Genomic DNA, 18,287 nt, shown 5'->3' on the forward strand with positions numbered 1-18,287 from the left:
TGCTCGATGGTGAAGATGAGAGGATGGACGGATGAGCGACGACGCGAGCCGAGACACGAGCACGACCCTTGCCGCGCCGCTGGCGGTCCGGAACGGCGTGCCGCTGGTCGCACAGCCGCGGCTGCTCGGTGATCTGCTCGCCCGGTCGGCGACGCGCTTTCCCGATCGGCCGGCGGTCGATTTCATGGGGCGGATCACGACCTGGGGCGCGCTCGCCGCCGATGTCGATCGTGCCGCCGCGGCGTTGCAGGCGCTCGGCGTCGTCAAGGGCACGCGCGTCGCCCTGTGCCTGCCCAATACGCCTTATTATCCGGTGCTGTTCTACGCGACGCTGAAAGCGGGCGGCATCGTCGTCAACGTCAATCCGCTCTACGTCGAGCGTGAGCTGACCCATTTGATCGAGGATTCGGGCGCCGAAATCATCGCCACCTGCGACATCGCCGACATCCAGGCACGCGTGCTCAAGGTCGCGGGCGAGACGGGCATCCGCCACGTCATCAGCTGCCCGATCGCCGACGTTTTGCCGGGGCTCAAGAAGTTCGGCTACAAATTGGTCAAGCGCAAGGAGATCGGCCGCGCGCCGGCGAGCGCCCGCCACCTCTATTACGCGGCCTTCATGGCGAAGGGCGGCACGCCCAGGCCCGTAGCTGTCGACCCGCACGAGGTGGCGGTGCTGCAATATACCGGCGGCACCACCGGCGTGCCCAAGGCGGCGATGCTGAGCCACGCCAATATCGTCGCCAATACCGATGCGATGCTGGTCCATTGCGGCGGCGAGGTGCCCGATCAGGATCGCGTGCTCGGCGTGCTGCCGCTGTTCCACGTCTTCGCGCTGACCAACGTGCTGACCTTCTCGACGCTCGTCGCCGCCGGGATGATCCTGCTGCCGCGCTTCGAATTGAAGCAGTTGCTGGCGACGCTCAAGCGCACCCGTCCGACCTATTTCCCGGCGGTGCCGACGATCTACAACGCGCTCGCCAATCTGCCGGCCGGGCAGCGTCCCGATCTGTCCGCGATCAAGGTCTGCATCTCGGGCGGCGCGCCGCTGCCGGTCGAGGTGCGTCACGCCTTCGAGGCCAATACCGGCGCCAAGCTGGTCGAGGGCTATGGCCTGTCCGAAGCCTCCCCGATCATCACCTGCAACCCGTTCGAGGGGGTGAACAAGGAAGGCTCTGCCGGCCTGCCGTTCCCCGGCACGACGATCGAGATCCGCGACCGCGAAGACCCGACGCGGATCGTGCCGGCGGGCGAGAAGGGCGAAATCTGCGCCCGCGGCCCGCAGATCATGGCGGGCTATTGGCACAAGCCGGCGGAGACCGCGGCGGCGTTCGCCGACGGCGCGTTGCGCACCGGCGACGTCGGCTATCTCGATGCCGACGGCTATCTGTTCATCGTCGACCGGATCAAGGACATGATCCTGTGCGGCGGCTACAACGTCTATCCGCGCGTCATCGAGGAGGCGCTGTACGAGCATCCCGCGGTGGTCGAGGCGGTGGTGATCGGCGTCGCCGACGCGCATCGCGGCCAGGCGCCCAAGGCGTTCGTCGTGCTCAACCCGCCGGGCGCCGCGACGCCGACCGAATTGCGCGATTTCCTGCGCGACAAGATCAGCAAGATCGAGCTTCCCCGCGAGGTCGAAATCCGCGACACTCTGCCCAAGACCTTGATCGGCAAGCTTTCCAAGAAGGAGCTTGTCGAGGAGGAACTCGCCAAGGCGGCGCGATAAGCCGTCGGGCAGGGGTAGGCGTCGGGGAGCGGATGATGGACGAAAGCGGAGACCTGCAGGGAATCCAGGAGGTGGCCGACATGCTCGGCATCACCGCGCGGACGCTGCGCTTCTACGAGGACAAGGGCCTGATCGAGCCGTCCCGGATCGGGACGACGCGCGTCTACCGCCGGCGCGAGATCGCGCGGATGCAGCTCATCCTGAGGGGCAAGCGGCTCGGCTTCTCGCTGACCGACATCGCCGAATTCCTCGACCTCTACGACGCCGATCCGCAGCATCTCGAACAGATGCGCGCGCTCGCCGAACGGGTGCGCCAGCGCATCACCGAATTGGAGCAGCAGCGCGACACGCTCGACCAGACGCTCGCCGACCTCGCCAAGCTGGAGGGCGAGGCGCTGGCCCGCGTCCATGCGCACGAACCCGAAGGGCGCCGCGTCGCGGGGTAGATATCGCGCGAAAGCAAGGCCGTGCGTGACGATGGCCGGGCTGCGCGGCGGAGCGGCGGACCAGCTTCTTGCCGGCGGGGAATTGATGTTCTGGCAGAAGGGGGACTATAGGCAGCGCCACATCCCCCAGGACCGTTGAGGTAATACGTGGCCAAATCGCCTGCTCCTCCCGCCGTACCGCTCACCAATCGCGAGCGTCCCGCCGATCCCAAGCCGTTCGAGGCGACCAAGGAGCAATTGCTCGACTTCTACAAGCACATGCTGCTGATCCGCCGGTTCGAGGAAAAGGCCGGCCAGCTCTACGGCCTGGGTTTCATCGGCGGTTTCTGCCATCTGTACATCGGTCAGGAAGCGGTCGCGGTCGGCCTGCAGTCGGCGCTCGACGGCGACAAGGACTCGGTGATCACCGGCTATCGCGACCATGGCCACATGCTCGCCTACGGCATCGACCCCAAGGTCATCATGGCGGAGCTTACCGGTCGCGCCGCCGGCATCAGCCGCGGCAAGGGCGGTTCGATGCACATGTTCTCTACCGAGCATAAATTCTACGGCGGCCACGGCATCGTCGGCGCTCAGGTATCGCTCGGCACCGGCCTCGCCTTCGGTCACAAGTACAGCAACGATGGTGGCGTCTGCCTCGCCTATTTCGGCGACGGCGCGGCCAACCAGGGCCAGGTGTACGAAAGCTTCAACATGGCCGAGCTGTGGAAGCTGCCGATCATCTTCGTGATCGAGAACAACCAATATGCGATGGGCACCAGCGTCAATCGCGCCTCGGCCGAGGACCAGCTGTATCGCCGCGGCGAGAGCTTCCGCATCCCCGGCATTCAGGTCGACGGCATGGACGTGCTCGCCTGTCGCGGTGCCGCCGAGGAGGCGCTCGCCTGGGTGCGCGCCGGCAAGGGTCCGGTCATCCTCGAGATGAAGACCTATCGCTATCGCGGCCATTCCATGTCCGACCCCGCCAAATATCGCAGCCGCGAGGAAGTGCAGGGGGTGCGCGACAAGTCCGATCCGATCGAGCACGTCAAGAAGCTGCTCGAAGCGCAAGGGGTGGGCGAGGCCGACCTCAAGACCATCGAACAAGAGATCCGCAAGACCGTGAACGAAGCCGCCGATTTCGCCGAAAGCACGCCCGAGCCCGACGAGGCCGAGCTGTATACCGACGTGCTGGTGGAGACGTACTGAGATGGCAATCGAGATCAAGATGCCCGCGCTGTCCCCGACGATGGAGGAGGGCACGCTCGCCAAATGGCTCGTCAAGGAAGGCGACACCGTCAAGTCCGGCGACATCATGGCCGAGATCGAGACCGACAAGGCGACGATGGAATTCGAGGCGGTCGATGAAGGCACGATCGGCAAGATCGTCGTCGCCGAGGGCACCGACAATGTGAAGGTCGGCGACGTCATCGCCGTGCTGCTCGAGGACGGCGAGAGCGCCGATGCCGCGACCACCGCCGGCTCCACCGCGGGCGAGGGCGCCAATCCGGCGCCCAAGAACGAGGCGACCGACCAGGCCGCGCCGCCGATCCCCGAGGGCGCCGCGGCGGCCGAGCAGGAGAGCGGCACGCAGAAGCTCGTCGCCTCCGCCGAGAAGAAGGGCGTTCAGGACCCGGCGATCCCCGAGGGCACCGAGATGGTGAAGACCACCGTCCGCGAAGCGCTGCGCGACGCGATGGCGGAGGAGATGCGCAAGGACGACCGCGTCTTCGTGATGGGCGAGGAAGTCGCGCAATATCAGGGCGCCTACAAGGTCACGCAGGGGCTGCTCGACGAGTTCGGCGATCGCCGCGTCATCGACACGCCGATCACCGAATATGGCTTCGCCGGCGTCGGCACCGGCGCGGCGATGGGCGGCCTGAAGCCGATCATCGAATTCATGACGTTCAACTTCGCCATGCAGGCGATCGACCACATCATCAATTCGGCGGCCAAGACCAATTACATGTCCGGCGGCCAGATGCGCTGCCCGATCGTCTTCCGCGGCCCCAACGGCGCGGCGAGCCGCGTCGGCGCGCAGCATAGCCAGAATTACGCGCCCTGGTATGCCAGCGTCCCCGGCCTGATCGTCATCGCGCCCTATGACGCGGCCGACGCCAAGGGCCTGCTCAAGGCGGCGATCCGCTCGGAAGACCCGGTCGTCTTCCTCGAGAACGAGCTGATGTACGGCCGCTCGTTCGACGTTCCCAAGCTCGACGATTACGTCCTGCCGATCGGCAAGGCGCGGATCATGCGCGAGGGCAAGCACGTCACTCTGGTGAGCTATTCGATCGGCGTCGGCCTCGCGCTCGAAGCCGCCGAGACGCTGGCGGGCGAGGGCATCGAGGCGGAGGTCATCGACCTGCGTACGCTGCGTCCGCTCGACAAGGACACGGTGCTCAAGAGCCTCGCCAAGACCAACCGCCTCGTCGTGGTCGAGGAAGGCTGGCCGACCTGTTCGATCGCGTCGGAGATCACCGCGATCGTGATGGAGGAGGGGTTCGACGACCTCGACGCGCCGGTGCTGCGCGTCACCAACGAGGACGTGCCGCTGCCCTATGCCGCCAATCTCGAGAAGAAGGCGCTGATCGACGCCAAGCGCGTCGTCGCCACGGTGAAGAAGATCGTGTGATCGCACCGCCGATCCCGGCATGGCCGGGGTCCGCACCGATCAAGGGAAGGCCGGGCAATCGCCCGGCCTTTTTTTGTGAGAGCTTCGCCCCGCCGGGGGGCAGATCGTGCGCTCAGCTCGCCGTATAGAGATCGCAGAACGATTGCGTCGCGGCCGGTGACGGATTGTAGATCTGGCTGAAATCGCGGCGGTCGCGCACGATGTAGGAGGCGGTATAGCGGATCCGCGTCACCGCCGCGCCGCCGGGCACCCATGCCGAGCTGAACACCGGTCGATAGTCGTAGCTGACCTCGATATACATCACGCCCGATCCGACGGGCGCGTTCACCTTGGTCCCGCTGCTGTCGCCCATGCCATTGGGCATCGACACGCCGGCGCTGGCAGCGCTCGTGCCGATGCCGTCGCCGCGGTCCATCGTGCCGTTGGTGCGGTCGTAGCTGGAATCGTAGCCGGTCCCGCTGCGCTTGCCGAGGCAGCGCTGCCAGTGGAGATACTGGCTGCCTGCGGTCTGCTGTTCGAGGCTGGAAATGGTGATCCGGCCGCGGTTGGTGAGGTCGAGAGGCGCACCCTGCAGACGCGCCGAGGTGAGCACGTCGTTGATGTCGGCCTCGCGCAGCTGCGTGATCCCGCTGTTGCTCATCAGGCCGACGCGCGATGCCGTATCGGCGAGGTTGAGCGCGACCTGGCTAACGCGCAGATTGGTGATCGCGAGCCATGCCATCTCCGTGCCCCACGCGCCGACGCCGAGCACCAGCGGCAGCGTCAGCGCAAATTCGAGCAGGGCGAGGCCGCTCGTCTCGGCGGCGAGCCGGCGGGTCGCCCGGGCAATTCTCATCGGCGTCATCACGGGCATACCAATTGCGCAGTCGGACCAGCCTGTGTGGCATAGGGCTGGTTCTTGAGGATCGTCGTCGCGCTGATCGTCGCGCGTCGCGACCAGCCGATGATGGCGGCGAGCGGGAACAGCCGGTTGAACTGCACCGTCATCGTGTAGACGACGACGTCGTTGGCGCCGCCCTGACCCGCGATTCCGGGATCGAGGTCGCGCGTGCCGTTGCCGTTCACGTCCGTGAAGCATTCGGTGGCGGCGTCGTAGACGCCGTTGTTGTTATTGTCCTGGAACGGCTCGGCCGCGATATAGCCGAACTGGCCGAAGCTCTTGCGCGACGAGGTGCCGGTGGCGGTCTTGGCGAGGCTGTTGATCTGGCTCATCACGCGCTGATCGAGCGTCGTACCGGCGGTGTTCGAGGCATTGTTCTGGATGGTGCCGTCGCGGCCCGCCTTCTGCACGGCGCCGGTGAGCACCGCCTGCATATACGCCTGATAGGCCAGATCGCTGAGACCCATGATGAGGAGCAGCATGACCGGGACGACGATCGCGAATTCGATGATCGTCGCGCCGCGCGTGTCCTTCGCAAGGTGGCGGAGCCGCGGCCTCACTGGCTGATCCTCAGCATCGCGAGCCGTTGCGCGATCGTGCGGAAGGCGCCTTTCACCGCGTCGGTGCTGCTCGCCTGGAACGCCTGGCCGGGGGACGCGCAATAGGTCAGGTCCGGGGTGATGCTCGTGCCGAGCGCGACGACGAAGATGCTGATGCCGCGCTTCTTGGCCGCGTCGCACTCGATGCGGAAGCGCGCGGTGTGATTGGCATAATCCTGATTGTCGTTATTGGCGCCGCCGGTGCGATTGTCCCAGTCCTCGATGCCATATTGGCCGTAGATCTGACCGTTGGGCGACATGGTGCCGTCGGTCATGAAGACGATGTTGCGCGACGGTGCAGGCCGACCCGGTCGCGCGGTGGTATCCGCGGCGAACACGCCGTTGGGCGACAGCATCCGCAGGCCCCAGATCATGCCGACGTCGTGATAGGTGCCGCCCACCGCCTTGAAGTCGCTGTTGTAGACGTAATCGTTGACGTCCTGTGCGCTCATGACGGTCAGCCGCTGCGCCTGCATGCCGCAAGCGGTGTAGGCGCTGTTCGCCAGCGCATAGCCGGCGCGATAGCTGTTGCTGTAGTCGTTGGTGTTCTCGTCGTTGATATCCTGGAAATTGCTGTTGTTGCGCTGGTAGACGACGTCCGCCCACATCGGCCGCCACTTGTTCGTCGCCGCCGCGGGGATGATGTCCGGGTTGAGATCGTCGGGCAGCGCGTTGACGTCGAACGTGGCGCTCTTCGAGGTGTTCAGTTCCTCGATACAGCCCTTCCAGCTCGACGTAGAACCGTCGAACCGCGTCGGATCGGCGACGGTGCTGCCGTTGATGGTGCCGAGCAGCTGCGAGACGTCCCATTGCACCGGCTCGTAGCGCCAATAGGGGCGGAGCGGCTGTTGCCAGCCGGAACAGGTCCCGCCCGACGAGGACGTCCAGCTGACGTTGTAATATTTCATCGCCTGCGGATAACTGGTGTTCCAATTGGGGCCGCTGGTGATGAAGCCGGTCGCCGGGTAGCGCTGTGCAACGCACATCGCCTTTGGGATGTTGGACAGCGAGAAGGCGGTGGCAAGCAGCTGATAGGGGGCGTAATCGCCCGGCAGCATCTTGTCGCTGCCGCCCCAGCCGACCGCGCCGATCAGCGGCGAGAGGTGGCGGCTTTGATAGGTCCAGCTCTGTTGCAGATATTGCGACGGGATCAGCCGGCCGACGTTGACCGCCGAGGCATAGGGTACGAAGCCATAACGGATGCGGGTCGACGGATCGGTGCTCGACCGCATCGTACTGTCGAAAAGCAACACCGACTGGCGAAGCGATTCGATCTTCGAATAGGTCATGTTGGTGCCCAGACCATAAGCCGGTTTCTCGGTGGCGTTGCCGCAGGTCGCGGGGTCGGAAGGGTAACAGTTCATCGACCCGGTGATATCGAGCACGAACATGACGTCGGCATCGCCGACGTCGAACACCGCCTGGCAATTGACCGTCAGCGGCCGCGCGCTCACGCCGAAGAACTGCATCAGCGCCATCGGCACGGTCGCCGAGGCCGTGCCGCTGACCGCATTGGCCACCCCGACGGTGGTATTGACCGAAGCCTTGCTGGTCGAGAAGCTGACGTTGCGGTTCTGATACCAGCCGGGACGGAAGTTGTTGTTGAAGAAGGCCGTCGCCTGCTGTTTTGCGGCATCTTCCAATGGCGTCGACATCTGCGTGTCGGTCATCGCCTTGCGACCGGCGAGCACGCCCGCGTCGCACGCCTGCTGGAGGCGGACCTTGACGACGTATAGACGTGCCATGTCGACCGCCGAACCGGCGAAGCCGATCAACGGAATCAATGCCGCCGCCATGATCGCCAGCGTGTTTCCGCGAATGTCGCGGCGGAGTCTGGTCAGCAGACCCGGAGGGGAGGACGACCGCGACGTGTGCATGGCCAAAACCGGCTCTCGTTTGTTCTATTGGACAATCCCAGTTAACCCGCCGGTATGAAATCGCAGTCAAACGGCATGGTTAATCAAAGTTTGCAGGCGAACGACACAGCGGCCGCGCCGAACGGGGATCGATCGTTGGCGATCCTCGCAGTGCCGTCGCGCCACCGCCCGGCGATTGAGACGCTGTTCGCGCTCGATGCCCGTCTCGCCGGGATCGTCCGTGCGACGCGCGAGCCGATGGTCGGGCAGATGCGGCTGACCTGGTGGCATGAGGCGCTCACCAAGCTCGACGGCGCGCCGGCGCCGGCCGAGCCGCTGCTCCGCGACGTCCAGCAACATCTGCTGCCCGCGGGCGTCAGCGGCGCGCGGCTCGCCGGGATGATCGACGGATGGGAGGAGTTGATCGTCGCCGACGCGCTCGGCGCCGAGACGCTGGATCGCCACGCCGGGGCCCGCGGGGCCGGGCTGTTCGCCGCGGCGGGAATGGTACTCGGCGCCGACTCGCCGTTGCTCGTGCCGGCGGGGCGGGGCTGGGCGCTCGCCGATCTCGCCGGGCATCTGTCCGCGCCGACGGCGGCCGGGCTGGCCGCGGACGCCGCACGACGCGAGTTGTCGCATGCTTTTTCAGCACCTTGGCCAGCAAAGCTGCGCCCGATCGGTGTATTGAGCCTGATCGCGCGGCTCGATGCCACCCCCGGATCGGCACTTGCCAAGGCTTTGAAGGTAGGGCGGTTTAGAATAACCGGACGATGAACATTTGCGACGATCGTTCGCCATGCTAGCCTCGACTTGCAACGAGGGACTCGGCAATGCGACGACGGGTGATGGCAGAGGTGGCGTTACTCGCCGGCTGTAGCGTCGCATTGGTCGCGGTGGTGCATGCGGACCGGCCGCCGACCGTGCTGCCGGCCGAAACCAGGCACGTGCCGGTGTGGTCGGCGGCATCGCCGGATGCCGCGGCGGTCGCGCATGCCGCGCTCGCGGCGCATGACCGCAATCACGACGGCGTGCTGTCGCGCGACGAATATCGCGCCGCCATGCGGGCGGGATTCGCCCGGCTGGACGGGGATGGCGACCGCCGGCTCGATCTCGGGGAATGGGCGGATCCGCAGTTCGACGCGGCGGATCACGATCGCTCGGGCACGCTCGACGCAGATGAACTCGGCAGAGGGCTCGACCCGCACCGCGATGCAATTCGGCGCGCGGACGACCGCCGGCTGGACCCGCCGCAGGGTTTGTCGCTGGGATGATCGATGGCGAAGGGGGACGCGTGATGTGGCGATATTGGGCGATCGGTGCGGCGGTGCTCGCGGCGGTGGCGGGCGGGGCGATGCTGTTCGGCGGATCCGGGCGGCCGACGTTGCTGCCGGCGCAGCCCGCGGCGCAGGCCGCCGCAGCGCCGGCGACGGGGGCCGCCGCCGCCGACCCGGTGCCGGAAGCCTCCGAGGCGACGCGCGAGCAGAAACGCTTCGCGCGCTACGATCGCGATCAGGACGGCAAGGTCACGAGGGACGAATATCTCGCCAACCGGCGCAAGGGCTTCGCCAAGCTCGACGTCAATGGCGACGGCCGGCTCGACTTCGACGAATGGGCGGCCAAGGCGACCGCCAAGTTCGTCGCCGCCGACCATGACAAATCCGGTGCGATGGACGCCGCCGAATTCGCCACCACCGCGGTCAAGCGGAAGCCATCGTCCCGGCCGAAATGTCCGCCGACGGCTGCGGCGCCGGCGGAGGAGAGTTGAGCCAGCCGGCGAAGGCGGTGCGCGCGCGATCGGTGTACATCCGCTTGCGGTCGGCCTTCTTGGTGCGGCCGGGGATCGGCGGCATCAGCCCGAAATTGACGTTCATCGGCTGATAGGTCTCCGCCTCCGCGCCGCCGGTGATATGGCCGAGCAAGGCACCCAGCGCGGTCTCGACCGGCGGCGGCGCGAGCGTCTCGCCCGCCAGCTCCGCCGCGGCGAAGCGGCCGGCGAGCAGGCCGATCGCGGCGCTCTCGATATAGCCTTCGCAACCGGTGATCTGGCCGGCGAAGCGCAGGTTCGGGCGGCTCTTCAGTCGCAGCGTCGGGTCGAGCAATTCGGGCGAGCGGATGAAGGTGTTGCGATGCAGCCCGCCGAGGCGTGCGAACTCCGCATTCTGCAGGCCGGGAATGGTGCGGAACAGCCGCACCTGTTCGGCATGCTTCAGCTTGGTCTGGAAGCCGACGATGTTCCAGAGCGTGCCCTGCGCATTGTCCTGGCGAAGCTGGACCACCGCATAGGGCCAGCGGCCGGTGCGGGGATTGTCGAGCCCGACCGGCTTCATCGGGCCGTAGCGCAACGTGTCGAGCCCACGCTCGGCCATCACCTCGATCGGCATGCAGCCCTCGAAATAGGGCGTGTCCTTCTCCCAGTCCTTGAACTCGCCCTTCTCGCCGGCAAGCAAGGCGGCGTGGAAGGCGAGATATTGCTCCTTATCCATCGGGCAGTTGATATAATCCGCCTCGCCCTTGTCCCAGCGTGACGCCTTCCATGCGACGTCCATGTCGATCGTGTCGGCGTGGACGATGGGGGCGAGCGCATCGAAGAAGGCGAGCGCCTCCGCGCCGGTCGCGCCGCCGATCGCCTGCGCCAGCCCCGCCGCGGTGAGCGGCCCGGTGGCGAGGATCGCCGGCCCGTCCGGCAGCGCGTCGACGCGTTCGCGGATCAGCGTGACGTTGGGATGATCGGCGAGCGCCGCGGTGACGCCGGCGGAATAGCCGTCGCGGTCGACCGCCAGCGCCGACCCGGCGGGGACGCGATGCGCATCCGCCTGGCGCATGATCAGCGAGCCCATCGCACGCATCTCCTGATGGAGCAGGCCGACCGCATTGGCCTCCGCATCGTCGGAGCGGAAGCTGTTCGAGCAGACGAGTTCGGCGAGATGATCGGTCTGGTGCGCGGGCGTACGCTCGCCCGAGCCGCGCATCTCCGACAGGCGGACGCGATAGCCCGCCTCGGCGAGCTGCCAGGCGGCTTCCGAACCGGCGAGGCCGCCGCCGACGATATGGATATCATGGGTCATATGGGTGCCTTAGGCCGCACCGGGGCGGCGGGCAACGCGGCGGTCGGCTCGTGCGTTCTGCCGACATGACCACGATCTACACCATCGGCTACGAGGCCACGACGATGGCCGACTTCCTCGCCGCTTTGGACCGTGCGGGGGTGAAAAGGGTGATCGACGTGCGTGCGCTGCCGCTGTCGCGGCGGCCCGGCTTCTCGAAATCCTCGCTCGCCGCCAGCCTCGCCGAGGCGGGGATCGCCTATGTCCACCTCAAGGCGCTCGGCACCCCCAAGCGCGGGCGCGACGCCGCCAAGAAGGGCGACGTGGCGACGCTGGAGGCGGTGTATGAGGAGCAACTCGAACTGCCCGAGGCGCAGGCGGCCGCCGCCATCATGCTGGGATTGGCGGCGGAGACGCCGAGCGCCCTGCTCTGCTTCGAGCGCGATCCGAAACATTGCCATCGTACGCTGCTGCTCGACGCGGTCGGCGAGGGGGCGGAGGTTGTCGACCTGTATACATGAGCGGGCTCTTCGGAGCCGTTCCGGGCCTTCAAGTGCCTCCGTCGCTTTCCAATCCCATCCTCGTCACCCCGGACTGGTTCCGGGGTCCACTAGGCGGCGAGGAGAGCGGCTTGAGCGGGCACCATTCTCCTGCGGACCGGTGGACCCCGGAACGAGTCCGGGGTGACGGGGTGGATGTGGAAGCGGCTCGATCCTCATCCCCGCAGCCAAATGCGATAGCCTTGGGGCGAACGGCGTGAGGGTGGGGCCGCTCACACCTTGCCCGGCACTGCTTCCCCCAGCCGCCGCACGCGCCGGATGCGGGGCTCGCGGTCGATCTCCGCCTCCGCGCGGATCGACTGGCGCAGTTCGTCGCGCTTCTCGTGGATCGAGGCGATCACCGGTCCCATCGCGACGCCGAGGTCGACCAGCACCGCCTCGGACAATTGCAGCGAGCTTTCCAGCGTCTCGGGCACCGCGTCGGTCACGCCGGCGCGATAGAGTTCGGCGGCATGGTGCGGATCGCGGGCGCGGGCGATGATCGGCAGCGCCGGGGCGAGCGCGCGCATCCGCCGGGTAAGCTGTACGGTCAGCACCGGATCGTCCATCGTCAGGATCAGCGCGCGGGCACGGGCGAGGTCGAGCCGCTCGACCCAGTCGCCACGCGCGATGTCGCCGAACAGCACCGGATGGCCGCTGCGCCGCGCCTCGGCGACGGTGTCGATGTCCGCCTCGACCGCGATATAGCGCTGGCCGTGGACCGTGAGCATGTCGGACACCATCCGCCCGACGCGGCCGAAGCCGATCACCACCGCGCCCGGTCCCTCGCCGAGCGTATCCTCGGGCAGGCCGTCGCCGGGGGTGAAGCGGTCGATGCCGCGCGACAGCCGCTGGCCCGCCTTGGCGAGCAGCGGCGTGATGGTGAGGCCGATCGCGGTCACCGTCTGCCAGAAGGCGGCGGTCGACGGCAGGATGAGCTGCGCCTGTGCCGCGGTGGCGAGCACGATCAGCGTCGTCTCCGACGGGCTGCCCATCAGCAGCCCGGTTTCGGCGGCGATGCCGCGCCCGGTCTGCGCGACGCGGAGCAGCAGATAGGTGACGACCGCCTTGACCCCGACCACCGCGACCACTGCGCCGAGCAGCGACGGCCAATTGGCCAGCACCTCGCGCAGGTTGACGCTCATCCCGACGGTGATCAGGAAGACGCCGAGCGCGAGGCCCTTGAAGGGTGCGGTCATCACCTCGACCTCGGTGTGATATTCGGTCTCGGCGATCAGCAGCCCGGCGAGTAGCGCGCCGACGATCGGCGACAGGCCGGCGGCGGTGGTCGCGACGCTGGCGGTGATGACGACGAGCAGCGAGGCGGCGAGGAAAAGTTCGGGGCTCTTGGTGCGCGCCGCCTGGGCGAACAGCCGCGGCAGCACCAGCCGGCCGCCGAGGTACATCACCACCACCGTCGCCAGCCCGCGCAATGCGACGCCGGCGATGCCGACCCAGCCGTCGGGGCTGGCGGTCGGCGCCATCGCGCCGAGCGCGAAGATGATCGGCACCAGCGCGAGATCCTCGAACAGCAGCATCGCGAAGGCGGCGCGGCCGACCGGACTGGTCGTGCCGACGAGCGGCAGCACCAATGCGGTCGAGGACAAGGCCAGCGCGAGGCCGAGGCCGGCGGCGCCGCCCCAATCCTGGCCGAGCAGATGGACCGCCACCGCGATCAGCGCCGCCGAGCCGATCAGCTCGGCCGGGCCGGTGCCGAACACCTGCGCACGCATCGACCACAAGCGCTTGAACGAGAGTTCGAGCCCGATCGAGAACAGCAGCAGCACGATGCCGAATTCGGCGAAGGGCTCGATCGAATCGGGATCGGAGATGGTGAGATAATAGAGCCACGGCGCCCGGTCGGTCAGCGCGCCGAGCCCGTCGGGGCCGACGAGCATGCCGACGAGGATGAAGCCGATGATCGGGCTGACCCGAAACCGCGCGAAGGCGGGGATCACCAGCCCCGCCGCCCCCAGGATCACCAGCGCGTCGCTGAAGCCCGCATTGTCCAGTCCGATCGCCATAAGGGGATTGTAGGCACAAGACGTGAAATGTCAGCCGATGATTGCAATTTCCTCGTGCGCGCGGCCGGGCAGGGGATCGGTCGTCTCACGCCGCGAACCGATAGTCGCGGAATTGCTCGCGCAGCGCCGTCTTGAGCAACTTGCCCGTCGCGGTGTGCGGCAGCGTATCGACGAATTCGATTCCGTCGGGCAGCCACCATCTCGCCACCACGCCGGCGAGATGGTCGAGGATCGCGCGCGCGGTGACGTCGCTGCCCGGCTTGCGGACGACGACGAGCAGCGGCCGTTCGTCCCATTTGGGATGGGGGATGCCGATCGCCGCCGCCTCGGCGACGCCGGGGCAGCCGATCGCGGCATTCTCCAGCTCGACCGAGCTGATCCACTCGCCGCCCGATTTGATCACGTCCTTCGAGCGGTCGGTGATCTGCATCGTGCCGTCGGGGTGAATCACCGCGACGTCGCCGGTGTCGAACCAGCCGTCGGCATCGATCGCATCCGCCTCGGCGCGGAAATAGCGTTTGATCACCCACGGGCCGCGGATGTGCAGCCGTCCCGCGCTGGTGCCGTCGCGGGGCAGCGGCGTGCCGTCGTCGTCGCGGACGACGAGTTCGACGCCATAAGGCACGCTGCCCTGCCGGGTGAGCAGGTCGAGCTGGCGCTCGCGCGGCCAGCTCTGCCAGTCCGGCGGCGGCGCGGCGGCGGTGGCGACCGGCGAGGTCTCGGTCATCCCCCACAGATGCTTGACTTCGACGCCCATGTCGATCAGCCGGGCGATCATCGCGCGCGGCGCCGCCGAACCGCCGATCGTCGCCATCCTGAGCGCGCGCGGCGCTTCGCCGGTCGCATCGATATGCGCGAACATCGCCAGCCATACCGTCGGCACCCCCGACGAGATCGTGACGCCCTCGCGGTTCATCAGATCGCACAGCACCTTGGCGTCGTTGACCGCGGAGAAGACGAGCTTCGCGCCGGCGAGCGGCGCGGCGAATGGCGTACCCCAGGCGGCGGCATGGAACAGCGGCACGACCGGCAGCAACACCGCCGCCGACGACAGGCCGAGCACCGCGGGCGAAGCGACGAGCAGCGCGTGAAGCAGGATCGAGCGATGGTCGTACAGCACGCCCTTGGGATGGCCGGTGGTGCCGCTGGTGTAGCAGAGCATGCAGGCCTCCCGCTCCGATCCGGTGACCCAGTCATAGTCGCCGTCCTCGGGCGCGATCAGCGCGGCGACGCCGTCGGGGCCGTCGTCGTCCATCACCACATAATGGTCGATGCTGGTCCATCGCGTCCGCAGCCGGTCGACGATCGGCTGGAACACGCGATCGTAGAGCAACACGCGATCCTCGGCATGGTTGGCGATGTAGACGAGCTGGTCGTCGAACAGGCGCGGGTTGATCGTATGGATCACCGCGCCCATGCCGATCGTCGCATACCAGGCGGCGAGATGATGACCGTGGTTCATCGCCAGCGTCGCGACGCGCTCGCCGCGCTGCACCCCGAGCCGTTCGAGCGCCTGCGCCAGCCGTTTGGCGTCATGCGACAGGGTACGCCAGTCGCTGCGCGTCTCGCTGCCGTCGGCCCAGCGGGTGACGATCTCGCGGGTCGGGTGCTCGCGCGCGGCGTGATCGATCAGCGTCGATACCCTGAGCTCGAAATCCTGCATCCCGCCGAGCATCGATTCGTCCTTTCCCATGGTGCGCGGGGGTCATCCCACATCGGACCGAACCATACCGCAGGAAGGAGGCGAGGCAAGCTCACAAGGCGTGACGAAGGATTGCCACACCGTCACCCCGGACTTGTTCCGGGGGCCACTCTGCGGCCAGGAGAAAGGCTTGATCCGAGACCATTCCCCTGCGGGCGGGTGACCCCGGAACGAGTCCGGGGTGACGAATCTCGTGAGGAAGCCGATCGAACCTCATCACAATTGCTATATGCGATGGCCCTTGGAGAGGGAGGCTGAACGCGACCCCCCGCTTCAGTTGCCCGTGACCGTCCGCGATTGCGGGCTCACGCTGCCGTTCACCGCGATCGCGGTGTTGCTCGGCCGTCCGGCGATACGCACCGCGGCCGCGCCGGGCAGGCCGGGGAAGCGCGGCCACAGGCCCTGCGCCAGCGCCGAGCGGCTGACCGATGCCTTGCGGCCGCCCTGCGCCTCGTACATCCAGTAATTGCGCAGCACCGTCGTCACATAGCCGCGCGTCTCCCAATAAGGGATGCTCTCGATATAGAGCAGCGGGTCGCCGTTATCGTGGACGATCGCATTCCAGTCGCCGACCGGACGCGGCCCGGCGTTATAGGCGGCGATCACCTTGGGCAGCAGCCCGCCGGTCACGCCGGCCATGTCGCGCAGCCGTTCGAGATGGCGCTGGCCGATATCCATGTTGGTGGCGGGTTTGGTCAGCGCCGCCTTGTCGAGCGGCAGGCCGCGCTCGCGCGAATAATCGGTCGCGGCGGCGGGCATGATCTGCATCAGGCCATAGGCGCCGGCCGGGCTCACCACCTTGTTGCGGAAGCCGCTCTCCTCGAGCGTGTGGGCGTAGACCAAAGCCTTGTCGACGCGCCAGCCGCTCGACGGCGTCCAGTTCGGCGTCGGATAGCGCGCCTCCGCAGTGGCGACGACGCCCTGCGGGCAATTGTGCGCCAGCCATACGGTGGTGGCGGGCAGGCTCAACGCCTCGGCGACGCGGACGAGGCTGCCGAATTCGGACGGGTCGCCGATGCGCGCCTGCTGGCGCACGACGGTGTCGGCGAGGTCGGTCTCGCCGATCTCGGCGAGCGCGGCGGCGACGCGGATATTGGGCCGCTTGTCGAGCCGCGCCCAGTCCGCCGCAACGACCTGCGTCGACGGCTTGCCCTTGTCCTTGATCAGCAGCGCCTGGCGCGACAATTGGCCGTAGAAGCTCTCGGAGAATTGCGCGGCGGATTGCAGTCGCGCCTGCACCTTGTCGGGCCGGCCGCAGACCATGTCGGCGCGCGACGTCCAATAGAGCGCGGCGGCGCGCAGATCGACGTCGGTCGCGCGTGCGGCGACTCCCTCGAAGCCGCTTTCCGCCGCGGCGCAATCGTTCTGGCGCCATGCCGCGAGCGCACCGGTCCAGCGGCCCTGCACAGCCCAGTCGCCGTAGCCGGCGGCGGCCTTCGCCGCCATCGCCCGGGTATTGGCGTCGTCGCCGGTGAGGAAATACATCCAGGCGACCTTCGCCTGCCATTCGGTCTGCGCCTCGAGGGTGAGGCCCGGCGTCGTCTCGAGCAGCGCCTGCGCCTCGGGACCCATGTCGGCCTTGACGAACGGCTGCATCTTGAGCGCCAGATCGGCGGCGATCTCGTCGCTCTTGGTGGCCTTGGCGCGGACGCGGCGGGGGGCGCCGTCCTGCCAGATCAATCGCTGCGCCTGCGGCAGCGGCGGCAGTTCGGCCGCACCGCGCGACTTGGCGAGGCGGGCAAGCGATTCGGCCTCGGGCAGTTCGGGCGCCTCGTTGAGCAAGGCGACGAGCGGCTCCAGCTCGACGCGCGGCGAGCCCTTGGCGGTGAACAGCTCGGCACGCGCGATGGCATGGAGCGGGCCGGGCTTCATCGCGTCGAGCCCGAGCTGCGCGTCCTGCCATTTGCCGTCGCGGATCGCCTGGAACACCGCGCGATAGCCCTCGCGCTGCGTCGCATCGAGCTGATCGGGGATGCGATCGGCGAGCGCGGTGGCCGCGGGCAGTCTGGCGTCGCCGGCGGGTTCGGTCGGCCCGGCGGCATGCGCGGCGGCGGGCAGCGCGATCAGCGCCAGGGTCAGCGCGAGCGTGCGGGTCATGCGGGCAGGTTTCCCATCAGCAATTGCAGATCCTTCCAGGCCTCCGCCTTCGCCACGGGCTTCTCGATGAGGAAGCGCGGGTGAAAGCTGGCGACGACCCCGGTCTCTCCGCTCTTATGGTTAAATGAATGCAAAGACCCGCGCGTCCCCGGCATTTCCGCCCCCAGAATGGCACGGCTGGCCGCATTGCCGAGCAGCAGCAGCCGTTTTGGCGCGACCAGCCCGATATGGTGCTTCGAAATGTCGGACAGCCGCGTCTCGGTATCGCGCGGCATCCGCCCGGCCACCGGCCGTCTGGCGCAGACCGCGGCGAGGTGGATCGTGTCGCGCGACAGGCCGATCGCGGCGAGCATCCGGTCGAACAGGGCGCCGGCGGCGCCGCTCAGCAAGGTGCCCGCCTCGCCGTCGTCCTTGTCGGGGCAATCGACGAGGACCATGATCGCGGCGTCGGGCGGGCCGCTGGCGGCGATCGACACGCCGCGCCACTCGACCTCGGGCACCGCATTGCCCAGCCGCCACGCGATGAAGTCGGCGAGCGCGTCGGGCATCGTCGCGGCGGCGGGGGCGGGCGGCACCGCGGCCGCGGAGACCGCTGCGGCGAAGGCGGCGGGCGCCGGCATCGGCTGGCTCAGCCAGTCGCGCGGCGCATCCTCGACGAGCGTGTCGACGCCCGCCTCCTGCCACCAGTCGAGCGCGCTGCCGACGCTGCTCATCCAGTCGATATGCTGATCGGCCCCCACATTATTCCTTTTTGTTGCGACGA

General features: G+C 67.8%; 17 protein-coding genes. 9 read left to right on the plus strand and 8 right to left on the minus strand.

The genetic code is table 11. The features are described 5' to 3' along the window. The first annotated feature begins 31 nt into the window (after nucleotides 1–31). The 4 genes from MC45_RS00700 (at nucleotide 32) to MC45_RS00715 (ending at nucleotide 4,783) form a co-directional block, all read left to right on the plus strand. On the plus strand, nucleotides 32–1,726 hold the full coding sequence (locus MC45_RS00700) for a long-chain-fatty-acid--CoA ligase (RefSeq protein ID WP_038658350.1): 1,695 nt from the start codon (nucleotides 32–34) through the stop codon (nucleotides 1,724–1,726). Between the two features lie 32 nt (nucleotides 1,727–1,758). Then, a complete protein-coding gene (locus MC45_RS00705) occupies nucleotides 1,759–2,172 on the plus strand; it encodes a MerR family transcriptional regulator (RefSeq protein ID WP_038658353.1) in 414 nt (137 codons plus the stop codon). Between the two features lie 147 nt (nucleotides 2,173–2,319). Beyond that, nucleotides 2,320–3,360, plus strand: a complete 1,041-nt coding sequence (pdhA, locus tag MC45_RS00710) for a pyruvate dehydrogenase (acetyl-transferring) E1 component subunit alpha (protein ID WP_038658356.1) — start codon at nucleotides 2,320–2,322, stop codon at nucleotides 3,358–3,360. Nucleotide 3,361: 1 nt separating this feature from the next. After that, nucleotides 3,362–4,783 carry a pyruvate dehydrogenase complex E1 component subunit beta gene (locus MC45_RS00715; protein ID WP_038658359.1) on the plus strand — a complete coding sequence of 474 codons (1,422 nt, stop codon included), beginning with the start codon at nucleotides 3,362–3,364 and terminating at the stop codon, nucleotides 4,781–4,783. Between the two features lie 112 nt (nucleotides 4,784–4,895). Here the strand turns inward: MC45_RS00715 and MC45_RS00720 are convergent, their stop codons facing one another. The 3 genes from MC45_RS00720 to MC45_RS00730 are packed head-to-tail and all read right to left on the minus strand — an operon-like array spanning nucleotide 4,896 to nucleotide 8,058. Further along, on the minus strand, nucleotides 4,896–5,618 hold the full coding sequence (locus MC45_RS00720) for a TadE/TadG family type IV pilus assembly protein (RefSeq protein WP_038666109.1): 723 nt from the start codon (nucleotides 5,616–5,618) through the stop codon (nucleotides 4,896–4,898). 8 nt (nucleotides 5,619–5,626) lie between these two features. Beyond that, complete coding sequence (locus MC45_RS00725; protein WP_038658361.1) at nucleotides 5,627–6,223, minus strand: TadE/TadG family type IV pilus assembly protein; 597 nt, start codon at nucleotides 6,221–6,223, stop codon at nucleotides 5,627–5,629. Beyond that, a complete protein-coding gene (locus MC45_RS00730; protein WP_052075444.1) occupies nucleotides 6,220–8,058 on the minus strand; it encodes a pilus assembly protein TadG-related protein in 1,839 nt (612 codons plus the stop codon). The genes MC45_RS00725 and MC45_RS00730 overlap by 4 nt, the downstream gene beginning before the upstream one ends. Here MC45_RS00730 and MC45_RS19715 point away from each other — a divergent pair. The 4 genes from MC45_RS19715 to MC45_RS00745 all read left to right on the plus strand — a co-directional run bounded on the left by MC45_RS19715 (nucleotide 8,006) and on the right by MC45_RS00745 (nucleotide 9,883). Continuing rightward, on the plus strand, nucleotides 8,006–8,197 hold the full coding sequence (locus MC45_RS19715; RefSeq protein WP_245640928.1) for a hypothetical protein: 192 nt from the start codon (nucleotides 8,006–8,008) through the stop codon (nucleotides 8,195–8,197). The genes MC45_RS00730 and MC45_RS19715 overlap by 53 nt on opposite strands. A 77-nt stretch (nucleotides 8,198–8,274) precedes the next feature. Continuing rightward, complete coding sequence (locus tag MC45_RS00735; protein ID WP_245640790.1) at nucleotides 8,275–8,892, plus strand: squalene/phytoene synthase family protein; 618 nt, start codon at nucleotides 8,275–8,277, stop codon at nucleotides 8,890–8,892. Between the two features lie 71 nt (nucleotides 8,893–8,963). Then, a complete protein-coding gene (locus tag MC45_RS00740) occupies nucleotides 8,964–9,389 on the plus strand; it encodes an EF-hand domain-containing protein (protein ID WP_169742503.1) in 426 nt (141 codons plus the stop codon). A gap of 23 nt (nucleotides 9,390–9,412) precedes the next feature. Further along, nucleotides 9,413–9,883, plus strand: a complete 471-nt coding sequence (locus tag MC45_RS00745) for an EF-hand domain-containing protein (RefSeq protein ID WP_038666111.1) — start codon at nucleotides 9,413–9,415, stop codon at nucleotides 9,881–9,883. Here the strand turns inward: MC45_RS00745 and trmFO are convergent. Further along, on the minus strand, nucleotides 9,816–11,183 hold the full coding sequence (trmFO, locus tag MC45_RS00750) for a methylenetetrahydrofolate--tRNA-(uracil(54)-C(5))-methyltransferase (FADH(2)-oxidizing) TrmFO (RefSeq protein ID WP_038658371.1): 1,368 nt from the start codon (nucleotides 11,181–11,183) through the stop codon (nucleotides 9,816–9,818). The genes MC45_RS00745 and trmFO overlap by 68 nt on opposite strands. A 65-nt stretch (nucleotides 11,184–11,248) precedes the next feature. Here trmFO and MC45_RS00755 point away from each other — a divergent pair, with 65 nt between their 5' ends. Beyond that, nucleotides 11,249–11,683: a DUF488 domain-containing protein gene (locus MC45_RS00755; RefSeq protein WP_038658373.1), complete on the plus strand. Its 435-nt coding sequence runs from the start codon at nucleotides 11,249–11,251 to the stop codon at nucleotides 11,681–11,683. 251 nt (nucleotides 11,684–11,934) lie between these two features. On the opposite strand, the gene MC45_RS00760 is transcribed toward MC45_RS00755, so the two are convergent. The 4 genes from MC45_RS00760 to MC45_RS00775 all read right to left on the minus strand — a co-directional run bounded on the left by MC45_RS00760 (nucleotide 11,935) and on the right by MC45_RS00775 (nucleotide 18,264). Next, complete coding sequence (locus MC45_RS00760) at nucleotides 11,935–13,725, minus strand: cation:proton antiporter domain-containing protein (RefSeq protein ID WP_038658381.1); 1,791 nt, start codon at nucleotides 13,723–13,725, stop codon at nucleotides 11,935–11,937. A gap of 85 nt (nucleotides 13,726–13,810) precedes the next feature. Then, entirely contained in the window at nucleotides 13,811–15,400 is a 1,590-nt protein-coding gene (locus MC45_RS00765) for a long-chain fatty acid--CoA ligase (protein ID WP_081974507.1), read from the minus strand. 300 nt (nucleotides 15,401–15,700) lie between these two features. Then, nucleotides 15,701–17,524 (minus strand): lytic transglycosylase domain-containing protein, encoded by a 1,824-nt coding sequence (locus tag MC45_RS00770; RefSeq protein ID WP_038658387.1) that lies wholly within the window; start codon nucleotides 17,522–17,524, stop codon nucleotides 15,701–15,703. Continuing rightward, entirely contained in the window at nucleotides 17,521–18,264 is a 744-nt protein-coding gene (locus tag MC45_RS00775) for a uracil-DNA glycosylase (RefSeq protein ID WP_038658390.1), read from the minus strand. The genes MC45_RS00770 and MC45_RS00775 overlap by 4 nt, the downstream gene beginning before the upstream one ends. Between the last annotated feature and the right edge of the window lie 23 nt (nucleotides 18,265–18,287).

The organism is Sphingomonas taxi (genome assembly GCF_000764535.1).
GTDB classification, from domain to species: Bacteria; Pseudomonadota; Alphaproteobacteria; order Sphingomonadales; family Sphingomonadaceae; genus Sphingomonas; species Sphingomonas taxi.

Excerpts from the sequence above, each read along its gene's own strand:
- MC45_RS00765 (WP_081974507.1), bottom strand. The coding sequence starts at position 15,400 with ATGCTCGGCGGGATGCAGGATTTCGAGCTCAGGGTATCGACGCTGATC.
- MC45_RS00715 (WP_038658359.1), top strand. The coding sequence starts at position 3,362 with ATGGCAATCGAGATCAAGATGCCCGCGCTGTCCCCGACGATGGAGGAG.
- trmFO (WP_038658371.1), bottom strand. The coding sequence starts at position 11,183 with ATGACCCATGATATCCATATCGTCGGCGGCGGCCTCGCCGGTTCGGAA.
- MC45_RS00770 (WP_038658387.1), bottom strand. The coding sequence starts at position 17,524 with ATGACCCGCACGCTCGCGCTGACCCTGGCGCTGATCGCGCTGCCCGCC.
- MC45_RS00700 (WP_038658350.1), top strand. The coding sequence starts at position 32 with ATGAGCGACGACGCGAGCCGAGACACGAGCACGACCCTTGCCGCGCCG.
- MC45_RS00730 (WP_052075444.1), bottom strand. The coding sequence starts at position 8,058 with ATGGCGGCGGCATTGATTCCGTTGATCGGCTTCGCCGGTTCGGCGGTC.
- MC45_RS00745 (WP_038666111.1), top strand. The coding sequence starts at position 9,413 with ATGTGGCGATATTGGGCGATCGGTGCGGCGGTGCTCGCGGCGGTGGCG.
- MC45_RS00755 (WP_038658373.1), top strand. The coding sequence starts at position 11,249 with ATGACCACGATCTACACCATCGGCTACGAGGCCACGACGATGGCCGAC.
- MC45_RS00760 (WP_038658381.1), bottom strand. The coding sequence starts at position 13,725 with ATGGCGATCGGACTGGACAATGCGGGCTTCAGCGACGCGCTGGTGATC.
- MC45_RS00720 (WP_038666109.1), bottom strand. The coding sequence starts at position 5,618 with ATGAGAATTGCCCGGGCGACCCGCCGGCTCGCCGCCGAGACGAGCGGC.
- MC45_RS19715 (WP_245640928.1), top strand. The coding sequence starts at position 8,006 with ATGTCGACCGCCGAACCGGCGAAGCCGATCAACGGAATCAATGCCGCC.
- MC45_RS00705 (WP_038658353.1), top strand. The coding sequence starts at position 1,759 with ATGATGGACGAAAGCGGAGACCTGCAGGGAATCCAGGAGGTGGCCGAC.
- MC45_RS00740 (WP_169742503.1), top strand. The coding sequence starts at position 8,964 with ATGGCAGAGGTGGCGTTACTCGCCGGCTGTAGCGTCGCATTGGTCGCG.